Below are 24338 nucleotides of genomic sequence, written 5' to 3' on the forward strand. Positions count from 1 at the left end.
CTGCTGGAAACGGACGCATTAGCTATTCGGGGCTCCGCCTCTGTTGGATGCCTTATGTTGGATAACTTGTGTTGCGTGTGCTGCACTTCCATGGTGCCGGACCTTGCTGTGAGCTCGCTGAAAAACTGGGGGGAAACAACCGGGCAAAAGCGCCGTAATACAGGGACGCGTCCGCATCCGCAGTAGGCTGAGGGAGGCGACGCCCGGCAACCCGGCCGGAACCGCCCAACCCTATTGAGCTCTGGACAGAACGGAACATCATGAGCGCGCAGAAGCAGGCTAACTGGTCCTATACGGAAGGTCTGCCTGTTGAAGATGATGTTCTGCTCCGGGCGCGCGACCGGTCCCATGAGCTCGGAGTCGCGCCCGTCAGCACCGGCATCGCCGCAGCACTGACCGTTCTCGCTGCGGCGTCGAAGGCCATGACCGTGGTGGAAGTCGGCGCCGGCGCAGGGGTTTCCGGCGTTTGCCTGCTGCGAGGAATGGGCCCGAATTCCGTACTGACAACGATCGACTCTGATGTGGACCACCTCCGGGCTGCCCGGGAGGCGTACGCAGAGGCGGGAATCCCGGCCAACCGCACCCGCACCATTTCCGGGCGTGCAGCGGACGTACTCCCCCGCCTGACTGACGCTGCGTACGACCTGGTTTTTCTCGATGCCGACAAGACCAACCTGGCGCTGTACGCGGATCAGGCTGTACGTCTCCTGAAGCGCGGAGGACTGCTCCTCATCAACGACGCGCTCGACGGCGGTAAGGTACCCGATCCCGCGGTGCGCGAGGCGTCAACCAACACCCTGCGGCAGGTGGGCAAGACTCTGCGTGCAAATGATCTGCTGGTCAGCACGCTGATGCCTGCGGGGAACGGCCTACTGATGGCCGTAAAAATGCCCGGCTAACCCGGGCACCTGCTCTAGTCCGTTACGGTGAGCAGGCAGTCTTTGAGCTTGCCCGCTTCTTCAGCATTCAGTTCAACCACCAGACGCCCGCCGCCGTCGATCGGTACCCGCATGATGAGGCTGCGTCCCTCTTTGGTGACCTCCATAGGTCCATCACCGGTACGGGGTTTCATCGCAGCCATCTAAGTAGTTTCCTTCCACGGTGCGCGGCCGGAACTGGGCCGCGATCAACATTGCACGGCGGTTTTCCCCCGTATGCTCGTCCTCCCCTATTATCCCGTAGAAGTGCGCGGCTAGCTAATCGCCGGTGCGGCGCCCATCACACCATCACGGTGAATAGTCCCCTCCACTAAACAGTGGAACCCACGCCCACAACCAGCTGACCCACACAATCTGGAGGCATGCACAACTTGCGAGTGCAAGCCACCGGTAGGCCCTCGACGGCGAAAGAAGCACGGCGGCGAGTAGGAGGGGAAAGAGTGGAAGCAGGATTCGGAACGTGCTCGTCTGCGGGTTCCAGACGGCCGCCAGGTAGAGCAGATAGGAAGCAGACCACAGTTGCAGCGGTAGCCCGAGCGTGCGGCCCGCCGGTGAAAGCAACAGCCCTGCGAAGGCAGCGATTATTACCACCAGCGCCAACGGGCCAATCACCGGGCCGAGCAGACCCAACGCAGTACTCATCCAGGGCAGAAACAACGTCAGCTCCGATCCGCGCCAGGCCGTCTCGGTCTGCACGTAGGCATCCGGCACGCCGGTGACAACCCATGCGATGACCGGCCACGCGAGGGCTGTCACGCCTGCGATTCCAACCAGCAGCGCCAGCCTCCACAGTCCGCGCGTGGAGGAGTCGCCGCCGTCGGCAGCAGTGCCCCTGCCGGACAGTTCCAGCAGCAGGAGCAACCCAAGCATCGCCGCAAATGGCACGCCGGCAGGCCTGGCAGAGCACATCAGCACAACTACAGGAATGGCAGACAGGTAACGCCCGGTCATCACCAGATACAGCGCGAGCGCCAGCAGCATCAGGTGGAGCGATTCAGCGTAGGGGATCTGCAGGATCGGCGAGACCGGCAGGAACGCGACCAAAGCCACCGCCCAGAGGGCATCACGGTGGGGAGAGCGCAGCAGGAAGACGCGGTAGATGATGAGCGCGGCCACAAATCCGTACACCGTCGCAAGCAGGAGGGCGCCCGGGTTCCATCCGGTGCCGGTAAGGGTTGAGAAAAGGCGCACGCTGGCAGGGAAGAGTGGATAGAACGCCCACTGGTTCTCAAGCACTGTTCCATCGTCGCCACGGGGCAGCTCGGTGGGGTAACCGTCATCGTGGATCCGGGCGTACCAGCCGCTGTCCCAGAAGTTGACGAATTCCTCGTAGCCCGGAGAACCCTGAGCCCAGGGACTGGGCATCTGCCGGTGGGCAACCGCCATTAGAACGATGGCGGAGTACAACCTCGCTGCGCCATAGACCAGGACCACCTGCACCCACCAGGGCAGCGTCGCCAGCCATTCACGCAGGGAACGCGCCCTTGCGGCGAAGGACAACCCGGGGAGTCTCAGCGACTCACGCAGTCTCAACGACATCGGCAGACTCATCGACACTGGCGGACCTGTCAACATCCTCCCGCACCCAACAGGACGCGAGATGATCATTCACGTACCCGGTCGCCTGTTGCATGGCGTAGGCAGTTGTCGGCCCCACGAAGCGAAAGCCGTGGGACCGCAGCTCCTTCGCCAGCGCCACTGATTCCGGCACGACCGCGGGGACGTCCTCAAGGGACAATGGTGGGGCTTTTGAAAGCGGCCGGTGCGCCTCAAGGATTCCCGACAGTGTTGTTCCTTCAGGCAGCGCGAGCAGCGCGCGTGCGTTCGCGATGGTCGCGCGAATCTTCGCCCGATTCCGCACGATGCCTCCGTCACCGAGCAAGCGCGCGACGTCGTCGTCGTCGAAAGCAGCAACGGCATGCGGATCGAACCCGGCGAAGGCTGTCCTGAAGTTTTCCCGCTTGCGGAGGATGGTGATCCAGCTCAGTCCGGACTGGAAAGCCTCGAGACTGATCCTTTCGAAGAGGGCAGCCTCCCCCGCGATGGGACGGCCCCATTCACTGTCGTGGTAGGCCTCGTATTCCGTGCTCGACAGCGCCCAGCCACACCTCGGACGGCCGTCGCTGCCGGGAAGCGCGCTCATCGGGCGTCCTGATTCCGGTCCCGCAACGCTTCGATGAGCTCGTCACGTTCGGCGAGCGCCGCGGCCAGCCGGTCCAGGACCTCATCCACCTGGTCCATGCGATACCCGCGCAACCCAAGCGAGAATCGGATCCGGCCCACATCGGAGGCACTCGGGTAATCCGGCAGCAGGACAGGCGGCAGCGTGGGAGTCGGTTCAATCAGTCCGGGGACAACCTCCGGATCTCGCCGTGGGCTCCGATTCCCACCCTGCCAGCCGCGCCCGACCGCGAAAAAGACAGTGGCGCCGACGGCCACGATCGCAATCAGTACCAGGAAAATCGTCATGGTTTAGGGTCCGGTGTGCCTGGCGGTGTCAGCAAGGACCGCGCGCACGGCGTCAGCCGGGTCATCGACCAGATGCACCAGGGACAGATCCTTCTCCGAGATCATCCCGTTCGAGAGCAGTGTGTCGCGCACCCAGTTCCAGAGCGGACCCCAGAACTCGGAACCGATCAGCACAATCGGGAAGGACGTGACCTTCTGGGTCTGTACCAGCGTCATCGCCTCGAACAGCTCGTCCAGGGTTCCGAACCCGCCGGGTAACACGATGAAGCCCTGAGCGTACTTGACGAACATCGTCTTCCGGGCGAAGAAGTACCGGAAGTTGACGCCGAGGTCCACCCACTCGTTCATGCCCTGCTCGAACGGGAGCTCGATACCAAGGCCCACCGAAACGCCGCCCGCCTCACAGGCCCCCTTGTTCGCTGCTTCCATGGCTCCGGGTCCCCCACCGGTTATCACGGCGTAACCGGCCTCGACGAGGAGCCGTCCCACTTCCTCCCCGACCGCGTAATACGGGGAGTCGCGCGGAGTGCGCGCGGAGCCGAAGACGCTGATTGCCCGGCCCAGCTCCGAGAGAGTGCCGAAGCCCTCCACAAATTCGCTCTGAATCCGTAGCACGCGCCACGGATCGGTCTTCGTGAAGGGGGTCTCCTCCACAGAATCAAGCAGGTACCGATCAGACTGCACGGCCTGTGCCTGATCCCGGCGGAGCTCCACCTGTCCACGGCGCCGCGCGGGGGCCGTCGAATTACCGTCCTGCTGATGATCATTGCCGTTGTGGGGACTCATACCCCCAAGGCTAACTGCCGCGAGCGCCCTCCCGCTTTGGTTGCTCTTGAATCACGATTTCCACTTTCCGCAAGCCGATGTATCGCCGGTGAGGAATTCTTGGCTACATTTCTACTTATGACTCGTGACACACAGTCGAGCACGTCCACGTCCAATCCGTCAGCACAGCCTCTCGTCTCTCTCAAGAACGTCAACAAGCACTTTGGGGATCTCCATGTGCTCAAGGACATCGACCTTGAGATTTCGCGCGGCGAGGTAGTAGTGGTGATCGGTCCCTCCGGCTCCGGCAAGTCCACGCTCTGCCGGGCCATCAACCGCCTCGAGACGATCGACAGCGGGGAGATCCGCATCGACGGGAAGGAACTGCCGGCGGAAGGCAAGGCGCTGGCGAAACTGCGCGCCGACGTCGGCATGGTCTTTCAGTCGTTCAACCTGTTCGCTCACAAGTCGATCCTTGAGAACGTGACACTCGGCCCCGTGAAGGTCAAGGGGATGAAGACCGGCGCGGCGAAAGAGCTGGCCATGTCGCTGTTGAAGCGCGTGGGAGTGGACAACCAGGCGCAGAAGCTTCCCGCGCAGCTCTCCGGAGGACAGCAGCAGCGCGTTGCCATTGCACGGGCGCTGGCGATGCAGCCGAAGGTGATGCTCTTCGATGAGCCCACCTCCGCCCTGGACCCGGAAATGATCAACGAAGTTCTCGACGCCATGGTCTCCCTGGCGAAGGAGGGAATGACGATGATCGTCGTCACCCACGAAATGGGTTTCGCCCGCAAAGCTGCTGACCGCGTGATCTTCATGGCGGACGGCCAGATCGTCGAGGAGGCCAAGCCCGAAGATTTCTTCACCAATCCGCAGAGTGATCGCGCCAAGGACTTCCTCGGCAAGATCCTTGCCCACTAACTACCGACGAATTCCAACCAGGAAATAACGCGAGGAGAAATCATGCGAACAACACGATACGGCGCACTGGCCATGGCGGCGGCTGCCGCACTGACCCTGTCTGCCTGCGGTGGTGGTGGCGGCGGCGGCGAAACCGCGGGCGGCGGTGAAACCGCGGGCGGCGGTGAAGCTGCTGCCGAGTCCGTGCGGATCGGCATCAAGTTCGACCAGCCGGGTCTCGGCTTCGACGAGGGTGGATCCTACTCCGGCTTCGATGTAGACGTCGCCAAGTACGTGGCGGGCGAGCTGGGTTACAGCGAAGACCAGATCGAATGGGTGGAGGCCCCTTCGGCGAACCGCGAGAACCTGCTGTCCAACGAGCAGGTGGACATGATTTTTGCCACCTACTCGATCACTGACACCCGCAAGGAAACCGTGGACTTTGCCGGCCCATACTTCATTGCCGGCCAGGACCTGCTGGTTCCGGTGGACAGCGATATCGCCGGCCCCGAGGACCTCAACGGAAAGAACCTCTGCTCCGTCACGGGTTCCACCTCCGCACAGCGCGTGAAGGACGAATTCGCCGAAGACGTCAACCTGATCGAGCAGCCGGGTTACGCGGAGTGCGTCAGCCTGATGGGCGGCGGCCAGATCGATGCCGTCACCACCGATGACATCATTCTCGCCGGCCTCGCTGCACAGGAGACCAACCAGGGCCAGTTCAAGGTTGTGGGCAACCCGTTCTCCGAGGAGCGCTACGGTGTTGGCCTCACCAAGGGCGGCGAGCTGTGCTCCGACATCAACGCCGCCATCGAGAAGATGATTGAGGAAGGCGCTTGGGAAGAAGCCCTTTCGAACAACCTCGAGGGCGTCGACTATGAGCCGAACTCTGAGCTGAACCCGCCGACGCCGGACGACTGCGCCTAACACTCCATGAATCTGTGTGGGGGCCGCCTGGCGGCCCCCACACAGATGTTTGACGTACAACAAGAAAGGTTGCCGTGGACGGTTTCCTGTCGCTCTTTGAGCAGTACGACGTCGCAGGAGCCTTCTGGATAAATATCCAGTTGACGTTCTGGGCCGCTATCTGGTCGTTCCTACTGGGAACCCTCTTGGCTTTGTTCAGGATCTCGCCCATCGCAAGCCTGCAGTGGTTCGGCGCCACCTACGTCAACATCTTCCGCAACACGCCGCTGACAATCATCATCGCCTTCGGTGTACTCGCCCTGTTTGGCCAGCTCTTTGTCAGCCTCTCCTCGGATTTCGACCTGAATTTCTTCCGGCTGGCGATTCTCGGCCTGAGTCTTTACCACGCCGCCTTCGTATGCGAAGCGATCAGAAGCGGAGTGAATACTGTTCCACTGGGCCAGGCCGAGGCAGCCCGCGCTATCGGCCTGTCCTTCCTTCCGGCCGCCCGGCTCGTCATTTTTCCGCAGGCTTTCCGCGGAGCCATCGCACCGCTGGGCAACGTGCTGATCGCGCTCACCAAGAACTCCACTGTTGCTGCTGCCGGTTCAGTCGCCGAGTCAGCCGGGTTGATGAAAACCATGATCGAATTCCGTTCCGACATGGTGATTCCGATCTTCTTCACCTTCGCGATGGGCTTCGTGATTATCGTTATCCCGATCGGCCTGCTCACAACGTGGGCGTCCAAGAAACTGGCGGTGGCACGATGAGCGCACAGCAGGTACTTTTCGATGCTCCCGGCCCCAAGGCCAAGCGCAACATCCTGATCGGCAACATTGCCGGTGTTCTGTTCGTCGTCGGGCTACTGGCGTGGCTTCTCATCACCCTTGCTGAGCGCGGCCAGCTGGAACCGGCCAAGTGGACGCCTTTCCTCGAGGTCAGAACGTGGCAGTTCTTCCTGCTCCCCGGCCTTTGGGATACGCTCCGGGCAGCCGGCGTTGCAATCGTCACCTCGGTGGCCCTCGGACTCATCCTGGGCATCGGGCGGCTCTCGCATTTCCTGCCCATCCGCTGGCTCGCCGGCGTCATCGTGGAGTTCTTTCGAGCGGTACCGGTCCTGCTGATGATGATCTTTCTCTGGCTCGCTATCGGCGCGGCAGGCGTCATGCGTCCTCAGGACATCCCCTTCATGGCTGTGGTTATCGCATTGACTCTCTACAACGGTTCCGTGATCGCTGAACTTGTGCGCTCCGGCGTTGAGGGCCTTCCCAAGGGGCAGCGGGAAGCTGCGGTGGCGATCGGCATGACGCGTGGGCAATCGCTGAGGAGCGTTGAGGTGCCCCAGGCGCTTACAGCCATGCTGCCCGCGCTTGTCAGCCAATTCGTAGTGATCCTGAAAGACTCTGCGCTCGGTTACATCATCACCTACACCGAACTGCTGCAGAATGCGCGTCGGCTGGGCGTTGGCGAAGGAAACCTGCTTCAGGCTCTCCTTATCGCCGCGGTCATTTTCATTATCATCAACTTCGCGCTGTCCTCACTGGCGAACCGTTTGTCGAAGCTGCTCAGCTTCCGTACCGCCGGGAAAGCAAAGAGGGAGAAGGACCAGAAGGTACTGCTCCCCGACGCGACCAACGCAGGCTAGAACAGTAGATCCCTATCGCCGGCTCGCCTGGACCCACGGGTCTAGGCAAGCCAGTCATTCAACGCCTTGAGGCAAGTCCGGATAGCGTCCGCGTGCACGTGCTCGTCGTCCGAGTGGGCAAGCAGCGGGTCGCCCGGTCCGAAGTTCACGGCGGGTATGCCGAGCGCGCTGAATCGTGCGACGTCGGTCCAGCCATATTTCGGTTTCGGCTCCGCACCGACTGCCTGAACAAAGGCAGCAGCAGCGGGATGGTTCAGTCCCGGGCGTGCGCCGGCAGCGGAGTCCGTCCGCTCCAGTTCGAAACCGTCGAGCAGCTCGCGTACGTACTGCTCGGCGTCTTCCGGGGACTTGTCCGGCGCGAAGCGGTAGTTCACCTCGACGACGGCGCGGTCCGGGATCACGTTGCCGGCGATACCGCCGCTGACAAGGACCGCATTGAGGCTTTCGCGGAAGTCCAGACCGTCCACGGACACCGTTGCAGGCTCATGGTCCCGCAGGCGGACAAGCACCTCGGCCATCTTGTGAATTGCGTTCTCACCCATCCATGCCCGCGCTGAGTGGGCGGCGCGCCCGGTGGTGGTGACGTTGAACCGCGCGGTTCCATTACAGCCACCTTCCACAGTGCCGTCGGTGGGTTCAAGCAGGACCGCGAAGTCAGCCTCAAGCAATGAGGGGTAGCTGTCAACCAGCCTGCCCAGTCCGCTGAGCGCTGCCTCGACTTCCTCGTGATCGTAGAAGACATAGGTGATGTCCCGTGAGGGTTCCGTCAGCGCAACAGCCAGGGCGAGCTGCACCGCAACTCCGCCCTTCATGTCGGTGGCGCCTCGCCCGTAGAGGACCTCTCCCTCCCACGAACTTGGTACCGTCCCGCGCGAGCCGGATATGCGGGGCAATGGGACCGTATCGAGATGCCCGGCGAGGATCACCCTTTCCCTTCGGCCCAGGGACGTGCGTGCAATGAGGGAATCACCGTCCCGGACCACTTCCAGGTGCGGGCACGAGAGAAGGACCTCCTCGACCGCGTCGGCGAGCACACGCTCATTCCCCGAGACGCTGTCTATGTCGATGATGTCCGCGGTGAGTTGCGCCACGTCGGCTCTGGGATCAAGGCTCGGGAGTTCGGAAGAAGTCATGGGCCCAAGCCTACTGACCGAGGGCACCGCGCCGAGCGAAGCGAGGTGCGGGAGGCCAGTAGAATGGACGCCATGACTGAGACGGCTTCCGCATCCCTGACCCCTTCCTCAACCGCACCCCGAACCGCTTTCGGAGTCGGACTGGCAACGCTGGCCGAAGACGGAACCGTGCTCGATGTCTGGTATCCCCAGCCGGTGCTTGCCGAAACACAGGCCGATTCGCAGTCGGAGACGCTGTACACCGAACTCGCCGCGATCGCAGCCCCCGATGCGCTCCGGGGCGTGACCCAGGAAGTAGTGACCACTACTTCCTCGCTCGACGACGCCCCGACGGACGCAACTGATGCCTACCTCCGCCTTCACCTCCTTTCGCACCGTCTCGTGCAGCCGAACAGCATCAACCTCGACGGCATCTTCGGCTTGCTTGCCAACGTGGTGTGGACGAACTTCGGCCCCTGTGCTGTAACCGGGTTCGAAACCACCCGCCTCCGCCTGCGCTCCCGCGGCACGGTTGTGGTGTACGGCGTGGACAAGTTCCCGCGCATGGTCGATTACGTGATGCCTTCCGGCGTCCGCATTGCCGATGCCGACAGGGTCCGGCTGGGCGCGCACCTCGCCGAAGGCACCACCGTCATGCACGAGGGCTTCGTGAACTTCAACGCCGGGACTCTGGGCCATTCGATGGTTGAAGGACGCATATCCGCCGGCGTCATTGTGGGCAACGGGTCGGACATCGGCGGCGGATCGTCAATCATGGGCACTTTGTCCGGCGGCGGCAAGGAACGCATCAGCATCGGTGAGCGCTGCCTCCTGAGCGCCCAGGCGGGGATTGGTATCTCCCTCGGCGATGACTGCGTAGTCGAGGCCGGCCTGTACATCACCGCCGGAACAAAAGTCACCCTTCCCGACGGCTCGATCGTCAAAGCTGCCGAGCTTTCCGGACAGTCGGGTGTGCTGTTCATCCGCAACTCCACCACCGGCGTTGTGGAAGCACGGCAGCGGTCAGGCCAGGGAATTGCGTTGAACGCAGCGTTGCACGCCAACTAGGAACCGGCGTGCTCCAAACCAAAGCGCAAGCCCGACGACGGCGCCGGCTCCGCGCGGCCGGTGTGCTCACCCTGTTGACGGCTGTGGTCGGCGGCGGAGCTTATCTTGCTGTCACGCAACTGAATTCGTCCGAGGTGCTGGTCCGCGAACGGTGCAGCGCAGTCGTCGGAACCGACACCTACGAACTAGGTCCGGAGCAGGCGGCGTACGCGTCCACGATCGCGGGGGTTGCTGTGACCCGCGGTTTGCCGCCGCGGGCCGTCTCCATTGCGCTGGCCACCGCCGTGCAGGAATCAGGTCTTCGCAATCTCGATTACGGGGATCAGGCAGGACCAGACTCGCGCGGGTTGTTCCAGCAGCGCCCATCGCAGGGCTGGGGCAGCGAGGAGCAGGTGCAGGATCCCATTTACGCCGCCGGCGCGTTCTATGACGCGCTGGTCACCGTGCCGGGATACCAGGTCCTGCCCATCACCGAGGCTGCGCAACTTGTCCAGCGAAGCGCGTACCCCGACGCGTACGCCGACCACGAGCCGGAGGCGCGCGCCTTTGCATCGGCGTTGACTGGCCAATCCCCCGCTTCGCTCAATTGTGTCCTGCGCAAGCCGGAGGGGTCCGGCAACGCGGCGGGCGCTGTGGAACGCCTCTCCGCCGTCTTCCCGGCCCTCCCCGTTGCGGCTACGGAGCAGGGCGTCGTGGCCAGCGCATCCGGCTCCACAGGATGGGCTGCGGCGCAGTTCGCAGTGGCGCATGCCAGAGAATTCGGGATCACCTCTGTTTCCCATGCGGGGCTGCAGTGGAACCGCGGCGAGGGTGGCTGGAGCACCGCTGAAACGCAGACCGGCGAGGTGCTCATTACGGTCGCCGAGGTTCCCGCCTAACAGCGGAACTCAGGCAATGAACTCCACGACGGGCTGAACATAGCTGCGGAACGCTGCCTCATCGTCGCAAAGGTTCTCGCTCATGATGAGCATGTCCGGTTCAACGAACCATGCCCGAGGCTCGCCCAGCGGCAGTTCAACCAGCTCGAGGCTGAAGTTCCGGGCTGACCTGCCCAGCTCGAGTTCGCGTTCCTCGACGAGTTCAGCGAATCCCGGCCAGTGGCCGATTGAAGCACCGCTCCGCGTCCGGTTCCGTCTCTCCTCTTCCCACCCCTGAACCCAGGCCAGGGCGGTGCCGAAGTGTGCGTGGGTGTACCGCTGAAGGGCCGGCATGGCCTGAAACTCAGGAAAATCGGGGGGCGTCGGGAACTCCCGGTTACGCCCGCGATCGCACACGAGTTCGTACCACCAGGCCTCCCACTCAAGCTTCAGGGCCGCCATCCCGCCCACCGCGCGGACGGTTTGCCGGGGGTCCGTGCAATGCACGGCGGGCTTCAGCGGTGAAACGGCCGGAATCCCGACCATCCCGAGGCCGGCGCAGTCCCGCAGGTAGAGCGCAAAACACATCATCGGCGACAGGCGCGAGCTCACCTCCCAGGAGGTCGCTCTATTGACGTGCATGCGGTGTCCTGCCCTCTCCGCCGGCGGTCCCCGGCCGGCTCGCGCGTGGTCCTCCAAGGGTAGACCGATAGGGCTGAAAGTCTCCAGAGTCCGTGCCACCCGCTCTGTTTGACTTGAGCGCGCACGCAGGACCTTCCTGGACGCCCGCGGCCTCCCGAACCCGCTTCGCTCGATCCGGCGCCCGGTCGGTAGGCTTGAGCACATGAAGATACTCGTCACCGGCGGAAGCGGTTACATCGGCTCGCACACCACACTGGCGCTTCTGGAGGCGGGTCACGACGTCGTTGTCGTCGACAATCTCTACAACTCAAGCGAAATCGCCCTGAAGCGCGTGGAAGAGTTGGCAGGACGCGAACTGAGCTTCCGCAAGGTGGATCTGCTCGACGAGCATGCGCTCGACGATGTCTTCGACACCGAAGCGGTTGACGCCGTCATTCATTTCGCCGGGCTGAAGGCCGTGGGTGAATCAGTGGACAAGCCGTTGTTCTACTATCACAACAACGTCGGCGGCACGCTGAACCTGCTGCGCACCATGGACCGCCACAATGTCCGCACGCTCGTCTTCAGTTCCTCGGCCACCGTGTACGGTGCCTCGGAAGAGGTTCCGCTGATCGAGAAGATGCCGCTGGATGCCACGAACCCCTACGGGCGCACCAAAGAGCAGATCGAAGATATCCTGACCGACGTCGGTGCCTCCGACGGCCGCTGGAACATTGCCCTGCTGCGCTACTTCAACCCCGTCGGCGCTCACGAGTCCGGGCGTATCGGTGAGGACCCGACCGGGGTTCCGAACAACCTGCTCCCTTTCGTGGCGCAGGTTGCGGTCGGCAGACGCGAGAAGGTCATGGTCTTCGGTAACGATTACCCGACGCCCGACGGCACTGGAATCCGCGACTACATCCATGTGGTTGACCTTGCCGACGGCCACGTCGCTGCGCTGAACTTCCTCACCACCCACTCAGGGGTTCACCGCTGGAACCTGGGAACCGGCAACGGATCCTCCGTGCTCGAGGTTCTCGCGGCGTTCTCGAAGGCTGCGGGGCATGAGATCCCCTACGAATTTGCTCCGCGGCGACCCGGAGACGCAGCTGTCAGCTATGCCGATCCCTCTTCAGCCCTGGCCGACCTGGGCTGGTCCGCCCACCGGTCACTCGACCGGATGTGTGAGGACCACTGGCGCTGGCAGAAGAACAACCCGCAGGGCTACGCTTCCTGACCTGCCCCTCCGGGACCCCAGGTACGACGGCGGCCGGTTGCCTTCGCTGCGAAGGTAACCGGCCGCCGTCGTACTGATACCGCGCGCTTGCCCTAGCGTGCGGGGTAGTTCCGCTCTCCGGCGCCCGTGTACAGCTGGCGGGGACGGCCGATCTTGGTCTGGGGGTCCTGCATCATTTCACGCCACTGCGCGATCCAGCCCGGCAGGCGTCCGATCGCGAAGAGCACCGTGAACATCTTCTCGGGGAAGCCCATCGCCTTGTAGATCAGGCCGGTGTAGAAGTCTACGTTCGGGTACAACTTGCGTTCGATGAAGTAATCATCGGCGAGGGCCTTTTCCTCGAGCCGCATGGCGATATCCAGGAGTTCGTCGTTGCCGCCGAGCTTGGAGAGAATCTCGTGGGCGGTAGCCTTGACGATCTTTGCGCGCGGGTCATAGTTCTTGTAGACCCGGTGTCCGAAGCCCATGAGCTTCACGCCGTCTTCCTTGTTCTTGACCTTCTCCATGAAGTCCTCGGGCTGCATGCCCTTGGCCTGAATCTCGCGGAGCATGTTCAGCACAGCCTCGTTTGCGCCGCCGTGCAGCGGACCGAACAGCGCGTTGATGCCTGCGGAAACCGAGGCGAACATGTTCGCGTTGGAGCTTCCCACCAGACGGACCGTCGATGTTGAACAGTTCTGCTCGTGGTCGGCGTGGAGGATGAGCAGCAGGTCGAGGGCCTTGACCATTGTGGGATCGAGGTCGTAAGGCTCCGCCGGGAGGCCGAAGCACAGGCGCATGAAGTTCTCCACGAGATTCATGGAGTTGTCCGGGTACAGCATGGGCTGGCCGATGGACTTCTTGTGTGCGTAGGCGGCGATGACTGGAAGCTTCGCCATCAGGCGGAAGGTGGAGAGCTCCACCTGCTCGTCGTCGAACGGGTCCAGCGAGTCCTGGTAGAAGGTGGAGAGCGCGGAAACGGCCGAGGAGAGCACCGGCATGGGGTGCGCATCGCGCGGGAAGCCCCCGAAGAAGCCCTTGAGCTCCTCGTGCAGCAGCGTGTGGCGGCGGATGCGCTGATCGAAAGCGTCAAGTTCCGTCGGTGTCGGCAGTTCGCCGTAGATGAGCAGGTAGGAGACCTCGAGGAAACTCGAGTGCTGCGCCAGCTGATCAATCGGGTAGCCCCGGTAGCGCAGGATCCCCTCGTCGCCGTCGATGTAGGTGATCGCTGAGGTTGTGGCCGCGGTGTTCATGAAACCGGGGTCGAAGGTCACGGAGCCGGTCTGCTTGAGAAGCTTCGAGACATCGTACCCGTGGTTGCCCTCTGCCGCTGGGATCAGCGGGAGGCTCAGGCTTCCTCCGTCATACTGGAGTGAGGCGCCGTTGTGCTCAGTCATTGACTCTCCTTGTGGAGCTTATGTGAAAGCATGCGAGATTGGCTGGATCAGCTTAGTCAGCTAAAACGCTACCGGCACTAGCACCTCCAGCACTAATCCGTGTGGCCGTCGTTGTGCAATAGCAACATGGCGTCAGGTTCGCAGACGGGCAGCAGCAGCAGCGACTCTTTCGTCCGAACCCGTGAGTGCGACCCGGACGTACCCGTTTCCGGCATCACCATAGAATGTGCCGGGCCCGACGATGATCCCGAGCTCCGCGAATCGCTTCACCGAAAGCCAGGTATCCTCTCCGGCGGTGGCCCAGAGGTAAAGGCCGGCGTCGGAGTGGTGGATGGTCAGCCCGAAAGCCTCAAGCGCGGGGATCAGTTGCTCCCGGCGGGCGCGGTAGAGGTCTTTCTGCGCGGCAACATGCTCATCGTCGGCGAGGGCTGCCCGCATGGCTTCCTGAACCGGGAAGGGAACGATCATTCCCGCGTGCTTCCGTGAGTTGATGAGGTTCGGCAGTACGGCGCTGTCACCGGCCACGAACGCCGCACGGTACCCGGCGAGGTTCGACTGCTTGCTGAGGGAGTAGACGGACAGCAACTGGTCCGTGGATCCGCCGCTTACCCTCGGATCGAGGATGCTGGGCACCGGACTGCCGCCCTGCGCGGGATCCCAGGCACCCCAGCCCAGCTCGGCATAGCATTCGTCGGAGGCCACCATGGCGCCGAGCGCACGGGCGTCCTCGACGATGCCTCGCAGCGCCTCCACATCGTGCACCGCGCCGGTTGGGTTGGACGGCGAGTTGACCCATACCAGACGCACCCTGGCGCGGGTATCGGCGTCGAGATCGGCAAGTGAATCCGCGGCTACCGGTGTTGCGCCGGCGAAGTGTGCGCCCATGTCATAGGTGGGATAGGCAACCGTAGGGCGCACGACGACGTCGTCCGCTCCCAGCCCCAGCAGGGTGGGCAGCCAGGCGACGAGCTCCTTCGAGCCGACAGTCGGCAGGATGTCAGCCGGATCCAGGCCCTCAACACCACGACGGCGGCGGTACCACTCGCTGATTGCTTCTCTCAGCTCCACGGTGCCGTGAGTAGTGGGATATCCGGGTGCGTTCGATGCATCACAGAGCGCGCGCTGGACGATCTCCGGGGTGGGGTCGACGGGCGTGCCGATCGAGAGGTTGACGGCGCCGTCGGGGTGCTGCTGGGCTTCCTGAACGTAGGGCGCCATGGCGTCCCACGGGTAATCCGGCAGATTGAGCCCGAAGGTCCGGTTCGGGGTCACGCTACTGTCACGCTTCCTGGTTCTGCGGCGGCAGGGCGGCGATCATCGGGTGGTCCTTCCCGGTATTGCCCAGCTTCGCGGCGCCGCCGGGCGAACCGAGGTCATCGAAGAACTCGACGTTCGCCTTGTAGTAGTCGGCCCATTCCTCCGGAGTGTCGTCCTCGTAGTAGATCGCCTCCACCGGGCAGACCGGTTCGCACGCTCCGCAGTCCACGCACTCATCCGGATGGATGTACAAGGAGCGTTCACCTTCATAGATGCAATCGACCGGGCATTCCTCAATACAGGCCTTGTCTTTCACATCCACGCACGGCTGTGCGATTACGTAGGTCACTTCCCACGCCTTCCCTAGGATTCTGGTGCCGATACCGGCTCTTCGTCGCTGTCCCAGCTTAACGCAACCGGAGTTGGGATCGGCATCGGCCGGCACCCGCCGTAATATGACACGCTATGCGCATGACCAACGCGGCTGCAGAACTCCTGACGTCCCTGCCGCTGGGGACCCGCGTCGTCGTCCGGTATCGGATCGAGGGGGGCCTCACCGACGCCCTCGGCGATCTGATCGCCCGCGACCCAGTTTCCTGCACCGTGGCGGCGCGGCGGGGAGACGTCGTCGTTCCCCTTGACGCGGTGACCGCCGCGAAGCCGGTGCCGCCTCCGCCCCCACGGCGGGCTCCGCGCGTCGCGCCGCCCGAATGAGAGCGCCCGCAGATGCGCGATTGACTAGATTCAATCAGTGCACGCCTGCTGACGTATGCTTTTGATTATGGCAACTGATGAGGACGTCCAGGCCCGCGGCAGGGCGTTGAGCTCCCCCGTTCGGCTCAGGATCCTCCGGCTCTGCCTGCACAAGGCGCGCACCAACAAGGAGATAGCCGAGGTCCTGGATCTGAACCCGGCCACGGCGCTGCACCACGTACGGACCCTCCTCGCGACCGGGTTCCTGCGGGCTGAGGAACCCCGCTCGGGCAACCGCGGAGCGAAGGAAATCCCCTACCGCGCTACCGGATTGTCCTGGGGAAGCCGGATGCCCAATGCGGCGCCCGTACTTGTCGAGACGTTCCTGCAGGAGATCGACGGACTAAGTCCCTCGGAGATCGATGTCTGGCGTCTCGGCGTACGCCTCAATGACGCCAACCGCGCCGAAATGATGGAGAAGATCCGCAACGTGTTCGAGGAATATGCACAGCGGGAATCCGATGAAGACGGCACGGCAACGTCCATCATGCTTGCCCACCATCTGGACCGCACAGCCGACTGACCGGCCTGAAGGGCTGGGTCCAGCAAGCGTTAGGGTCGCTGCGAGGGGCGCAGGGCCCACCAGGATACTGCCACGGCGATGATCGTCCCGACGGCCAGCCCCACCACCCACACGTAGCCGGCAACGGCAACCGGCGGCAGTTCGCCCTCTACCTCAACTCCGGCGGCAATGACGTCACCCGCGGAGAACGACGCCGTGAGGCCCACCAGAGCGTACGCTACCATCCCGGTCAGGGCTGCGAAAAACACCCCGCGAGCCGACAATGCGACAAACACGGCAACACTGATAGCCAGCACTACCGCAGCAAGCGCACCCACCGGAAATCCGACGCCGCCCACGTACCAGATCTGGGCGTGAAGGGCCGTTCCCAAACCGGCGGCGAGAACCCCGCCCGCTACTGCAGCCAGCATCGCGCGCCACCGCCGGTGGCGTGAACTTAACGGAACGACGACGGCGGCCGGGTGGCCGCCGTCGTCGTCCTTATGCTTCTCCACGGATTCGCCGGAAACCGGCCGGTCCCTACGCCCGGGCGCGTGAGCGCGCTGCGCGCATACGCTCATTGGCGTCGAGGATGACCTTGCGGATGCGGATGGCCTCGGGAGTCACCTCAACGCACTCGTCCTCGCGGGCGAACTCCAGCGATTCTTCGAGGGTCAGCTTGCGCGGAGGGGTCAGGTTCTCGAAGCTGTCGGAGGAAGCGGCACGCATGTTGGTGAGCTTCTTTTCCTTGGTGATGTTGACGTCCATGTCGTCGGCGCGGGAATTCTCGCCGACGATCATGCCCTCGTACACCTCGGAAGTGGGTTCAACGAAGAACGACCCGCGCTCCTGCAGGTTGATCATCGCGAACGGCGTGACCACGCCGGACCGGTCCGCGATCATCGACCCGTTGGTCCGGTACTCGATGTCGCCGGCCCAGGGCTCATAACCCTCGGAGTAGGAGGACGCAATGCCTGCGCCGCGCGTGTCCGTGAGGAAGCGCGTGCGGAAACCGATGAGGCCGCGTGCAGGAACGATGAACTCCATGCGGACCCAGCCGGTGCCGTGATTGGCCATGTTGGTCATACGGCCCTTGCGTGCAGCCATCAGCTGCGTGACACCGCCAAGGTATTCCTCGGGAACGTCGATGGTCATGTGCTCCATCGGCTCGTGGATCTTGCCGTCGACGGTCCTGGTGACAACCTGCGGCTTGCCCACGGTCAGTTCGAAGCCCTCACGGCGCATCTGCTCCACGAGGATGGCGAGCGCGAGCTCACCACGGCCCTGCACTTCCCAGGCATCCGGGCGCGCCGTGGGGAGGACCCGCAGCGAAACGTTGCCGATGAGTTCCTTGTCCAGGCGGTCCTTCACCTGGCGGGCGGTTACCTTTGCGCCCTTGACCTTCCCGGCAAGCGGAGAGGTGTTGATACCGATGGTGACGGAGATAGCGGGGTCATCCACGGTGATCAGCGGCAGGGGCTGCGGGTTGTCCACGTCCGTCAGGGTTTCACCAATGGTGATGTCCTCGATGCCTGCGACGGCAACGATCTCACCGGGACCGGCTGAGTCAGCCGGCACGCGCTCCAGCGCCTTGGTGGCGAGCAGTTCGGTGATTTTGACCGTCTTGAGCTCACCGTTCTGGCGCGCCCAGGCCACGTGCTGGCCCTTGCGGAGGGTTCCATTGAAGATACGCAGCAGCGCGAGGCGCCCGAGGAAGGGCGAGGCATCCAGGTTGGTCACGTGCGCCTGCAGGACTCCGTTGGGGTCATAGCTCGGCGCCGGGATGTGCTCGATGATGGTCTTGAAGAGGGGCTCAAGGTTGTCATTGGCCGGGGCGCTGCCATCTGCAGGCTGCTCAAGGGAAGCTGCACCGACGCGTGCTGCGGCGTACACAACCGGGACGTTGAGGACGGAATCAAGGTCCAGGTCGGGAACCTCGTCCGACAGGTCCGACGCGAGGCCGAGGAGCAGGTCCATCGATTCGCTGACGACCTCGTCGATTCGGGAGTCGGGGCGGTCGGTTTTGTTGACCAGCAGCACCACGGGCAACTTCGCCGCGAGGGCCTTACGCAGCACAAACCGGGTCTGCGGCAGTGGACCTTCCGAAGCGTCCACCAGCAGGACCACGCCGTCAACCATGGAGAGACCGCGCTCGACCTCGCCGCCGAAGTCGGCGTGACCGGGGGTGTCGATCACGTTGATGGTGATGCGCTCACCGTTGGCGGAAGGCCCTTCGTAGAACACCGTGGTGTTCTTGGCGAGAATGGTGATGCCCTTTTCCCGCTCCAGGTCACCGGAGTCCATGACGCGATCCGCAACTTCGCCGTGGCTGGCGAAGGAGTTGGTCTGCCTCAGCATCGCGTCAACGAGCGTCGTCTTGCCATGGTCTACGTGCGCCACGATGGCAACGTTACGGAGGTCACTGCGGATTGCAGTGTTGCTCGTGGAAACAGACATGCGGAATGACTCGCTTCTTGGGGGTCGGGATCAGCGTCAGGTAAAAAATGAGAGCGGGCGGCACAGCGCGCACTACTACCAGTCTAAGCGTTAGGCAAAAGATGGCCTAACGAGGATACGCGCACCTCTTGAAAGAACCTTCCATAGCCACGATCCAAACGACAAATTAAACGACGACGGCGACGCCCTCCCCCCGCTGGAACGCGGAGGAGGGCATCGCCGTCGTTGGCTGGATTGGGTTACTCCGCCGAGGAAAGCAGCCGCGCGCGAAGCTCCCGCCGCTCGCGCTGCTTTTCCGGATCCGGCAGCGGCACGGCGGCGAGCAGCCGCTGGGTGTACGGGTCCTGCGGGTTACGGAGGATCTGGTCCCGGGTTCCCTGCTCGACGATCTTCCCTCGACGCATCACACAGATGTGGTCGGCGAGAACGTCGACCACCGCAAGGTCATGCGTCACGAACAGGCAGGCGAAGCCCATCTCCCGCTGCAGGTTCTGAAAAAGCTCCAGCACCGTTGCCTGGACGGAGACATCGAGTGCGGACGTGGGCTCGTCTGCCACCATGAGCTTGGGCTTCAGCGACAGAGCACGGGCAATGCCCACGCGCTGCTTCTGTCCGCCCGAGAGTTCATGCGGGTAGCGGTTGCGGTAGGAACGGGGCAGTTCCACCTGGTCCAGCAGTGTCTCGATGCGCTTCTGCAGCTCGGCGCCCTTTGCCTCTCCGGCGAGGAACATCGGTTCGCCGATGCTTTCGCCGATCGGCAGGCGCGGGTTCAGCGATGAGGACGGGTCCTGGAAGACCATGCCGATGTTGCGTCGTACCGCCCCGAATTCGCGGGAGGTAGGCTTGAACCCGGAGATGTCGGTGCCCACAACACGCAGCGACCCTTCCGCCACCGGGAGCAGCCCAACGGCCGCGCGCCCGATCGTGGTCTTGCCGGACCCGGACTCCCCCACCAGGCCCATGACCTCGCCGGGACGGATGCTCAGGGTAGCGTTCTCCACCGCCCGGAATGCCGGAACCCTGCCTTGCTTGGGATACTCGATGGCTACGTTCACCAGTTCCAGAACTGCCTCGCCCCGGCTCTCCCGCTCCGCCTGGACTTCCTCTTCCAGGCCCTGTAGCACAGCACGTTCGCGACGCTCGAGCTCTTCTGCGTCCACACCGGCGAGGTCCGACTTGGTGGCGGCCGCGAGGGCAGCCGTGATGTCGACGTCGTCGCTGCCACCAGCCAGGCCCTGGCCAAGGTGCGGCACGGCAGCCAACAGGTCCCGGGTATAGGGGTGTTCGGGCCGGCTGAAGATCTTTTCTGCCGTTCCGGTTTCAACGATGACGCCCTTGCGCATGACAGCGATGCGGTCGGCAAGGTCAGCGACAACTCCCATGTCGTGGGTAATCAGGACGATGGCGCTGTCGAGCTTGTTGCGCAGGTTGCGCATCAGATCGAGGATTTCCGCCTGGACGGTCACGTCAAGAGCAGTCGTGGGTTCGTCAGCGATGAGGAGCTTTGGATCACAGGAGAGCGACTGCGCGATCATTGCACGCTGTCTCTGCCCGCCGGAAAGCTGGTGCGGGTAGGAACGGAACGCCTTCTCCGGGTCGGGAAGCTCCACCATGTCCAGCAGTTTGATGGCACGCTGCCTTGCTTCATCGGGCGACATGGCATTGTGCAGCCGGAGGGTCTCGACAATCTGGAATCCAACCGTGTACACCGGGTTGAGCGCCGTCATCGGCTCCTGGAAGATCACCGCTACCTCATTGCCCCGGACCTCCCGGAGCTTGCCCGGCGACAGGTTGAGAATCGACCTGTCGTTCAGTATCACCTCTCCGGTGACCCGGCTGTTGCTGGGCAGGAGACCGAGCAGGGCCATCGAACTGGCGCTCTTGCCGGAACCGGATTCACCGACGATGGCAAGCACTTCACCGGCGTTGACGTAGTAATTGAGGTCGATGGCCGCTGGGACCCATTCCTTCTCGACGCCGAAATCGACGCTGAGATTCCGAACTTCGAGCACGGGGCCGCGAACGGATGATCGCGATTCCCTGCTCCCGTCACCGTCAATGATGTCGTGGGTCATAGTGCTGTCCTTCCACTGTGTGACCGTGCGAACGGCGCACTCAAGCGGGCTGTTTGCCCGCAGATTACTGCGCTGATCCTGAATGTTGGAAATATAGGGGTATGAACTCGCCGACCGGCCCTACCCGGACCACCGTTTTCCGCCCACGCAGCAGCCGCTGGATACTCGCGGTTGCCGCCGTCATTGTCGCTGTGGGTCTGGTGGCTTCCATCGTGACGTCCGGACCGCAGGCGCTCGCTACCGCTGCTCCCCTGCTGGCTGTAGCCGCCATTGCCTGGTGGCTGTTCTGGTACCCGGCTGTGGTTGTCGGACCGGTAGGAGTTGAACTGCGAAATCCGGTGCTGACCATCGATGTTCCGTGGGCCGGGCTGATCCACGTCGACACCAAGTACGCGCTGAAGCTGATCACTCCCGCAGGCAGCTACACGGCGTGGGCCGCGCCGGCTCCGGGCGTCCGTGGAACCCATGCCGGCAAGCCGGAGCACATGCAGAACCTTCCGGGAAGCAGCTACGGAGCAGGGGGAAGCGTCCGCCCCGGGGACCTGAGCAACACCGACTCCGGACTGGCCGCCCTGCTGATCCGGACTGAATGGCAGCGACGGATCGACAACGGACTGATCGACGTCGACGCCACAGATTCCGCCCGTGTGGAGCGCCGGATCAACTGGCAACCGCTCGGCGTGGTCGCCGTCCTGCTGCTGCTGAGCGTGTTTACCTTCGCTCTGCAGTGACAGCAGGCCGACGCCGCGCGGGCGGGTGACGCTGATAGGCGCCCGTACCGTAGGACGGCTCATCAGGCGGGCTTCCTCGGCTCTGCAGCCTTCTTGGCGTTGAACTTCTTCTGCCGTGGATCGAAGGCATCCCGCAGACCGTCGCCAATGAAGTTGATGGACAGGCAGATGATCACGATGAAGAGGCCCGGCCACCAGAACAGCCACGGACGGGTGCTGAACGCAGCCTGGTTCGCGCTGATGAGGCTACCCAACGAGATGTCAGGAGCCCGGACTCCGAGGCCAAGGAAGGACAGCGCCGTCTCCAGCAGAATTGCGGAGGCCATGACCAGGGTCGTGTTGACGATGATCACGCCTACCGCGTTCGGCACAATGTGTTTGAAGATGATTCGCGTGTTCGATGCCCCGGCAATGCGCGCTGCGTCGACGAACTCGCGTTCGCGAAGGCTGAGGAATTCGCCGCGGACCAGACGCGCGAGGCCGGTCCAGATGACGAACCCGACAAACACTCCGAGCAGAATGACACCGGCACTGCCGCCGAAGATCGTGCCGAAGAAGGTTCCGGGTCCGGAAATGGAGTTACCGAAGGTGCCCAGGACAGCCGCGATGATCACGAGCGGGATGATGATGATGACGTCTGTGAGACGCATCAGCACAGCTTCAACCCAGCCCCGGAAGTAGCCTGCCACGCCACCGATGACTACGCCGATGATGCCGCCGACGATTCCGATCAGGAACATCACGATCAGGGACAGCTGCGCACCACGCATTGTCATGGCGAACAGATCGCGGCCCACCCTGTCCTGTCCGAAGGGGTGGTCGCCGAAATCGAACGGTAGCGTCCAGGTGGGAGCGCCCGTGGGATTGGAAAGTGGAGGGGTTTGAATATAGTTCCACTTCCACCAGCCCGGGATGCCGGCGTAGCCGACGGACGTGAAGGCAAGGATGACGACACCGATGAAGATAATAAGGCTCGCCACCGCGGCAGTGTGTCCGAAGAACCGCCTGCGAACGATCTGGCCCTGGCTGAGGCCTTTGGCTTCTTCCGGCGTCGCCTGCGTTGTTTCTTGTGCTGTAGTGCTCATGCTTTCACCCTTACGCGCGGGTCAAGAACGGAGTAGACAAGGTCGGCTACCAGGTTGAAGACCAGAGCCACGATGCCGGTGATCAGGAATACGCCCATGACCGGGTTCAGATCCTGTCTTTGAAGTGCCTGTACGAACAGTTGACCCATGCCGCTGAAAGCGAAAACCTGCTCGGTGATGATAGCGCCGCCGATAAGGGCACCGATGTCAAAAGCAACGAGGGTGGCCAGAGGAATCAGCGCGTTCCGGAAGGCGTGACGCATGACGACTGTCCGCTCGCCCAGACCCTTCGCCCGTGCGGTGCGGATGTAGTCCTGGTTCATGATTTCGAGCATTGATGCGCGTGAGTAGCGGCTGTAACCGGCGAGCGAGATAAGCATCAGTGCGATGGTCGGCAGCAATAGGTGAGTGTAGGTGTCCAGCCCGCGAATCCAGAAATCGCCGCTGAGGTTCGGGGTGGCCGAACCGATGGTGGCAATGGGACGACCGTTGATGCGGTTGTGGTCGAAGTAGGCGGGCCATGCCTGCATGAAGCGGTCGAGCAGGATCAGAAAGCCCATGAGGAACGCAGTCAGTCCGGCGGAGGTCATATTCTGGCGCCTGTCGTAGCCGCCCATGAGGTATCCGACGGCGATGCCGATGAGAACAGTTGCGATTCCGAGCAGGACAATCATCAGCAGGGTTGCCCGGCTCAGCAGGGGCTGCACCGCGAAGTAGGCAACGACACCGATTCCGACAACAATCAGAGAGCTATAGAGCGCCTTGCGGTTCTTCAATCCGGCGGCAAGGAGTGTGACGCCGTAGGCGATACCGACCGAGAGTAATGCGATGACAATCGGGCCGAAGCCGGGCGTGAGGAACCAGCCCGTGAAATCAAGGAACCAGGCCAGCGCGGCTGCAAAGCCGAACCCGATGGCGGCCCACGTCAGGCGCCGTTTAAGGGTTCCTGCTGTGCTCAGGTAGAAGAGGAAGGCTACAACGAGACCACAGAGCACTGTGGTGACCGGGCCGATGTCGGGCTCCTTCAGGAAGTTGTTGAAACCGATGGCTCCGAACTCCTTCAGGAGCACCGCCACCCAGAAGACAGGAAGGGAGAAGAAGAGGAACGCCATGAACGTAACGCCGTAATCCAGGCCACTGTATTGGCGAAGTGCTGTCACGATGCCGAGCGTGATCCCGATGATGATCGCGAGGATGGTTGCAGCAGTGACAAGGAGGATGGTCTGTCCCATCGCGCGTCCCAGGAGCTGGGTCACTTCAATACCTGTCACGCTATTGCCGAGATCGCAGGTCATGGCAAACGGGACGACGCAGCGGACGGCACCTGACAACCACGTGAAATACCGCAGGACGGGCGGGACGTCGAGATTCAGCAGATCGGTCCGCTGTTGGATGAGCTGCTCACGGTTGGGGGCGTTGCTTTGGCGCAGATCCGCGAGTGGATCTCCTGAATATGCAGTCAGGATGTACACGAGGAACGAAGCGCCAAAAAGTATGAGTACGGCGGCGATCAGCCGCCTGACAATGTATGTCACCATGGTCTTTTTGGCCTCAAGGGGTTAGGTAACGGGTTGTGCCCGATAT

26 protein-coding genes are annotated in these 24338 nt (G+C 63.1%); 11 read left to right on the plus strand and 15 right to left on the minus strand.

Annotated features, from left to right (window positions below; translation table 11 throughout):
* Window positions 1-260: 260 nt before the first annotated feature.
* The gene (locus AC4D2M_RS01815; protein ID WP_490889483.1) at window positions 261-899 is read left to right on the plus strand and encodes an O-methyltransferase; all 639 of its coding nucleotides are present in this window, start codon (window positions 261-263) and stop codon (window positions 897-899) included.
* Window positions 900-913: 14 nt separating this feature from the next.
* On the opposite strand, the gene AC4D2M_RS01820 is transcribed toward AC4D2M_RS01815, so the two are convergent.
* The 5 genes from AC4D2M_RS01820 to AC4D2M_RS01840 all read right to left on the minus strand — a co-directional run bounded on the left by AC4D2M_RS01820 (window position 914) and on the right by AC4D2M_RS01840 (window position 4193).
* Complete coding sequence (locus AC4D2M_RS01820) at window positions 914-1081, minus strand: DUF3117 domain-containing protein (RefSeq protein ID WP_084033880.1); 168 nt, start codon at window positions 1079-1081, stop codon at window positions 914-916.
* A 145-nt stretch (window positions 1082-1226) separates the two neighbouring features.
* Window positions 1227-2477, minus strand: a complete 1251-nt coding sequence (locus AC4D2M_RS01825; protein WP_490889485.1) for a hypothetical protein — start codon at window positions 2475-2477, stop codon at window positions 1227-1229.
* Window positions 2458-3081, minus strand: coding sequence for a DNA-3-methyladenine glycosylase I (locus tag AC4D2M_RS01830; RefSeq protein WP_490889487.1), 624 nt, complete (start codon window positions 3079-3081; stop codon window positions 2458-2460). Before AC4D2M_RS01830 ends, AC4D2M_RS01825 begins: the two co-directional genes overlap by 20 nt.
* Complete coding sequence (locus tag AC4D2M_RS01835; protein ID WP_490889488.1) at window positions 3078-3407, minus strand: DivIVA domain-containing protein; 330 nt, start codon at window positions 3405-3407, stop codon at window positions 3078-3080. The genes AC4D2M_RS01830 and AC4D2M_RS01835 overlap by 4 nt, the downstream gene beginning before the upstream one ends.
* A 3-nt stretch (window positions 3408-3410) precedes the next feature.
* Entirely contained in the window at window positions 3411-4193 is a 783-nt protein-coding gene (locus AC4D2M_RS01840; protein WP_490889490.1) for an LOG family protein, read from the minus strand.
* A 117-nt stretch (window positions 4194-4310) separates the two neighbouring features.
* Between AC4D2M_RS01840 and AC4D2M_RS01845 the strand changes: the two genes are divergently transcribed.
* The 4 genes from AC4D2M_RS01845 to AC4D2M_RS01860 all read left to right on the plus strand — a co-directional run bounded on the left by AC4D2M_RS01845 (window position 4311) and on the right by AC4D2M_RS01860 (window position 7623).
* Window positions 4311-5093, plus strand: coding sequence for an amino acid ABC transporter ATP-binding protein (locus tag AC4D2M_RS01845; protein WP_490889491.1), 783 nt, complete (start codon window positions 4311-4313; stop codon window positions 5091-5093).
* Between the two features lie 42 nt (window positions 5094-5135).
* On the plus strand, window positions 5136-5999 hold the full coding sequence (locus AC4D2M_RS01850) for a glutamate ABC transporter substrate-binding protein (protein ID WP_490889492.1): 864 nt from the start codon (window positions 5136-5138) through the stop codon (window positions 5997-5999).
* A 74-nt stretch (window positions 6000-6073) separates the two neighbouring features.
* Window positions 6074-6748: an amino acid ABC transporter permease gene (locus AC4D2M_RS01855; protein ID WP_490889494.1), complete on the plus strand. Its 675-nt coding sequence runs from the start codon at window positions 6074-6076 to the stop codon at window positions 6746-6748.
* Complete coding sequence (locus tag AC4D2M_RS01860) at window positions 6745-7623, plus strand: amino acid ABC transporter permease (RefSeq protein ID WP_490889496.1); 879 nt, start codon at window positions 6745-6747, stop codon at window positions 7621-7623. Before AC4D2M_RS01855 ends, AC4D2M_RS01860 begins: the two co-directional genes overlap by 4 nt.
* A gap of 41 nt (window positions 7624-7664) precedes the next feature.
* Here AC4D2M_RS01860 and dapE read toward each other — a convergent pair whose 3' ends face one another.
* Window positions 7665-8756, minus strand: a complete 1092-nt coding sequence (gene dapE / locus AC4D2M_RS01865; protein WP_490889498.1) for a succinyl-diaminopimelate desuccinylase — start codon at window positions 8754-8756, stop codon at window positions 7665-7667.
* Window positions 8757-8828: 72 nt separating this feature from the next.
* Between dapE and dapD the strand changes: the two genes are divergently transcribed.
* Window positions 8829-9803, plus strand: a complete 975-nt coding sequence (gene dapD, locus AC4D2M_RS01870) for a 2,3,4,5-tetrahydropyridine-2,6-dicarboxylate N-succinyltransferase (protein ID WP_490889499.1) — start codon at window positions 8829-8831, stop codon at window positions 9801-9803.
* Between the two features lie 8 nt (window positions 9804-9811).
* The gene (locus AC4D2M_RS01875) at window positions 9812-10681 is read left to right on the plus strand and encodes a hypothetical protein (RefSeq protein WP_490889500.1); all 870 of its coding nucleotides are present in this window, start codon (window positions 9812-9814) and stop codon (window positions 10679-10681) included.
* A 9-nt stretch (window positions 10682-10690) separates the two neighbouring features.
* Here AC4D2M_RS01875 and AC4D2M_RS01880 read toward each other — a convergent pair whose 3' ends face one another.
* The gene (locus tag AC4D2M_RS01880) at window positions 10691-11302 is read right to left on the minus strand and encodes a hypothetical protein (RefSeq protein WP_490889503.1); all 612 of its coding nucleotides are present in this window, start codon (window positions 11300-11302) and stop codon (window positions 10691-10693) included.
* Window positions 11303-11504: 202 nt separating this feature from the next.
* Here AC4D2M_RS01880 and galE point away from each other — a divergent pair, with 202 nt between their 5' ends.
* Entirely contained in the window at window positions 11505-12518 is a 1014-nt protein-coding gene (galE, locus tag AC4D2M_RS01885; protein WP_490889505.1) for a UDP-glucose 4-epimerase GalE, read from the plus strand.
* Between the two features lie 92 nt (window positions 12519-12610).
* On the opposite strand, the gene AC4D2M_RS01890 is transcribed toward galE, so the two are convergent.
* The 3 genes from AC4D2M_RS01890 to fdxA form a co-directional block, all read right to left on the minus strand.
* A complete protein-coding gene (locus AC4D2M_RS01890) occupies window positions 12611-13894 on the minus strand; it encodes a citrate synthase (protein ID WP_490889507.1) in 1284 nt (427 codons plus the stop codon).
* Window positions 13895-14026: 132 nt separating this feature from the next.
* Window positions 14027-15166: a succinyldiaminopimelate transaminase gene (gene dapC, locus AC4D2M_RS01895; RefSeq protein ID WP_490889508.1), complete on the minus strand. Its 1140-nt coding sequence runs from the start codon at window positions 15164-15166 to the stop codon at window positions 14027-14029.
* Window positions 15167-15173: 7 nt separating this feature from the next.
* The gene (fdxA, locus tag AC4D2M_RS01900; RefSeq protein WP_309072692.1) at window positions 15174-15500 is read right to left on the minus strand and encodes a ferredoxin; all 327 of its coding nucleotides are present in this window, start codon (window positions 15498-15500) and stop codon (window positions 15174-15176) included.
* Window positions 15501-15622: 122 nt separating this feature from the next.
* On the opposite strand from fdxA, the gene AC4D2M_RS01905 reads away from it, so the two are divergent.
* Window positions 15623-15865 (plus strand): putative acetyltransferase, encoded by a 243-nt coding sequence (locus AC4D2M_RS01905; protein WP_490889511.1) that lies wholly within the window; start codon window positions 15623-15625, stop codon window positions 15863-15865.
* Between the two features lie 67 nt (window positions 15866-15932).
* Window positions 15933-16427, plus strand: coding sequence for an ArsR/SmtB family transcription factor (locus tag AC4D2M_RS01910; protein ID WP_490889512.1), 495 nt, complete (start codon window positions 15933-15935; stop codon window positions 16425-16427).
* A 29-nt stretch (window positions 16428-16456) separates the two neighbouring features.
* Here AC4D2M_RS01910 and AC4D2M_RS01915 read toward each other — a convergent pair whose 3' ends face one another.
* The 3 genes from AC4D2M_RS01915 to AC4D2M_RS01925 form a co-directional block, all read right to left on the minus strand.
* Complete coding sequence (locus AC4D2M_RS01915) at window positions 16457-16921, minus strand: hypothetical protein (protein ID WP_490889514.1); 465 nt, start codon at window positions 16919-16921, stop codon at window positions 16457-16459.
* A gap of 25 nt (window positions 16922-16946) precedes the next feature.
* Window positions 16947-18863: a translational GTPase TypA gene (typA, locus tag AC4D2M_RS01920; RefSeq protein WP_490889516.1), complete on the minus strand. Its 1917-nt coding sequence runs from the start codon at window positions 18861-18863 to the stop codon at window positions 16947-16949.
* A 239-nt stretch (window positions 18864-19102) separates the two neighbouring features.
* The gene (locus tag AC4D2M_RS01925; protein WP_490889517.1) at window positions 19103-20938 is read right to left on the minus strand and encodes an ABC transporter ATP-binding protein; all 1836 of its coding nucleotides are present in this window, start codon (window positions 20936-20938) and stop codon (window positions 19103-19105) included.
* 101 nt (window positions 20939-21039) lie between these two features.
* Here AC4D2M_RS01925 and AC4D2M_RS01930 point away from each other — a divergent pair, with 101 nt between their 5' ends.
* The gene (locus tag AC4D2M_RS01930; RefSeq protein WP_490889518.1) at window positions 21040-21669 is read left to right on the plus strand and encodes a PH domain-containing protein; all 630 of its coding nucleotides are present in this window, start codon (window positions 21040-21042) and stop codon (window positions 21667-21669) included.
* Window positions 21670-21731: 62 nt separating this feature from the next.
* Here AC4D2M_RS01930 and AC4D2M_RS01935 read toward each other — a convergent pair whose 3' ends face one another.
* Window positions 21732-22754, minus strand: a complete 1023-nt coding sequence (locus AC4D2M_RS01935) for an ABC transporter permease (RefSeq protein ID WP_490889520.1) — start codon at window positions 22752-22754, stop codon at window positions 21732-21734.
* The gene (locus AC4D2M_RS01940; RefSeq protein ID WP_490889521.1) at window positions 22751-24292 is read right to left on the minus strand and encodes an ABC transporter permease; all 1542 of its coding nucleotides are present in this window, start codon (window positions 24290-24292) and stop codon (window positions 22751-22753) included. Before AC4D2M_RS01940 ends, AC4D2M_RS01935 begins: the two co-directional genes overlap by 4 nt.
* Between the last annotated feature and the right edge of the window lie 46 nt (window positions 24293-24338).

This window comes from Arthrobacter sp. TJ-270, assembly GCF_058269075.1.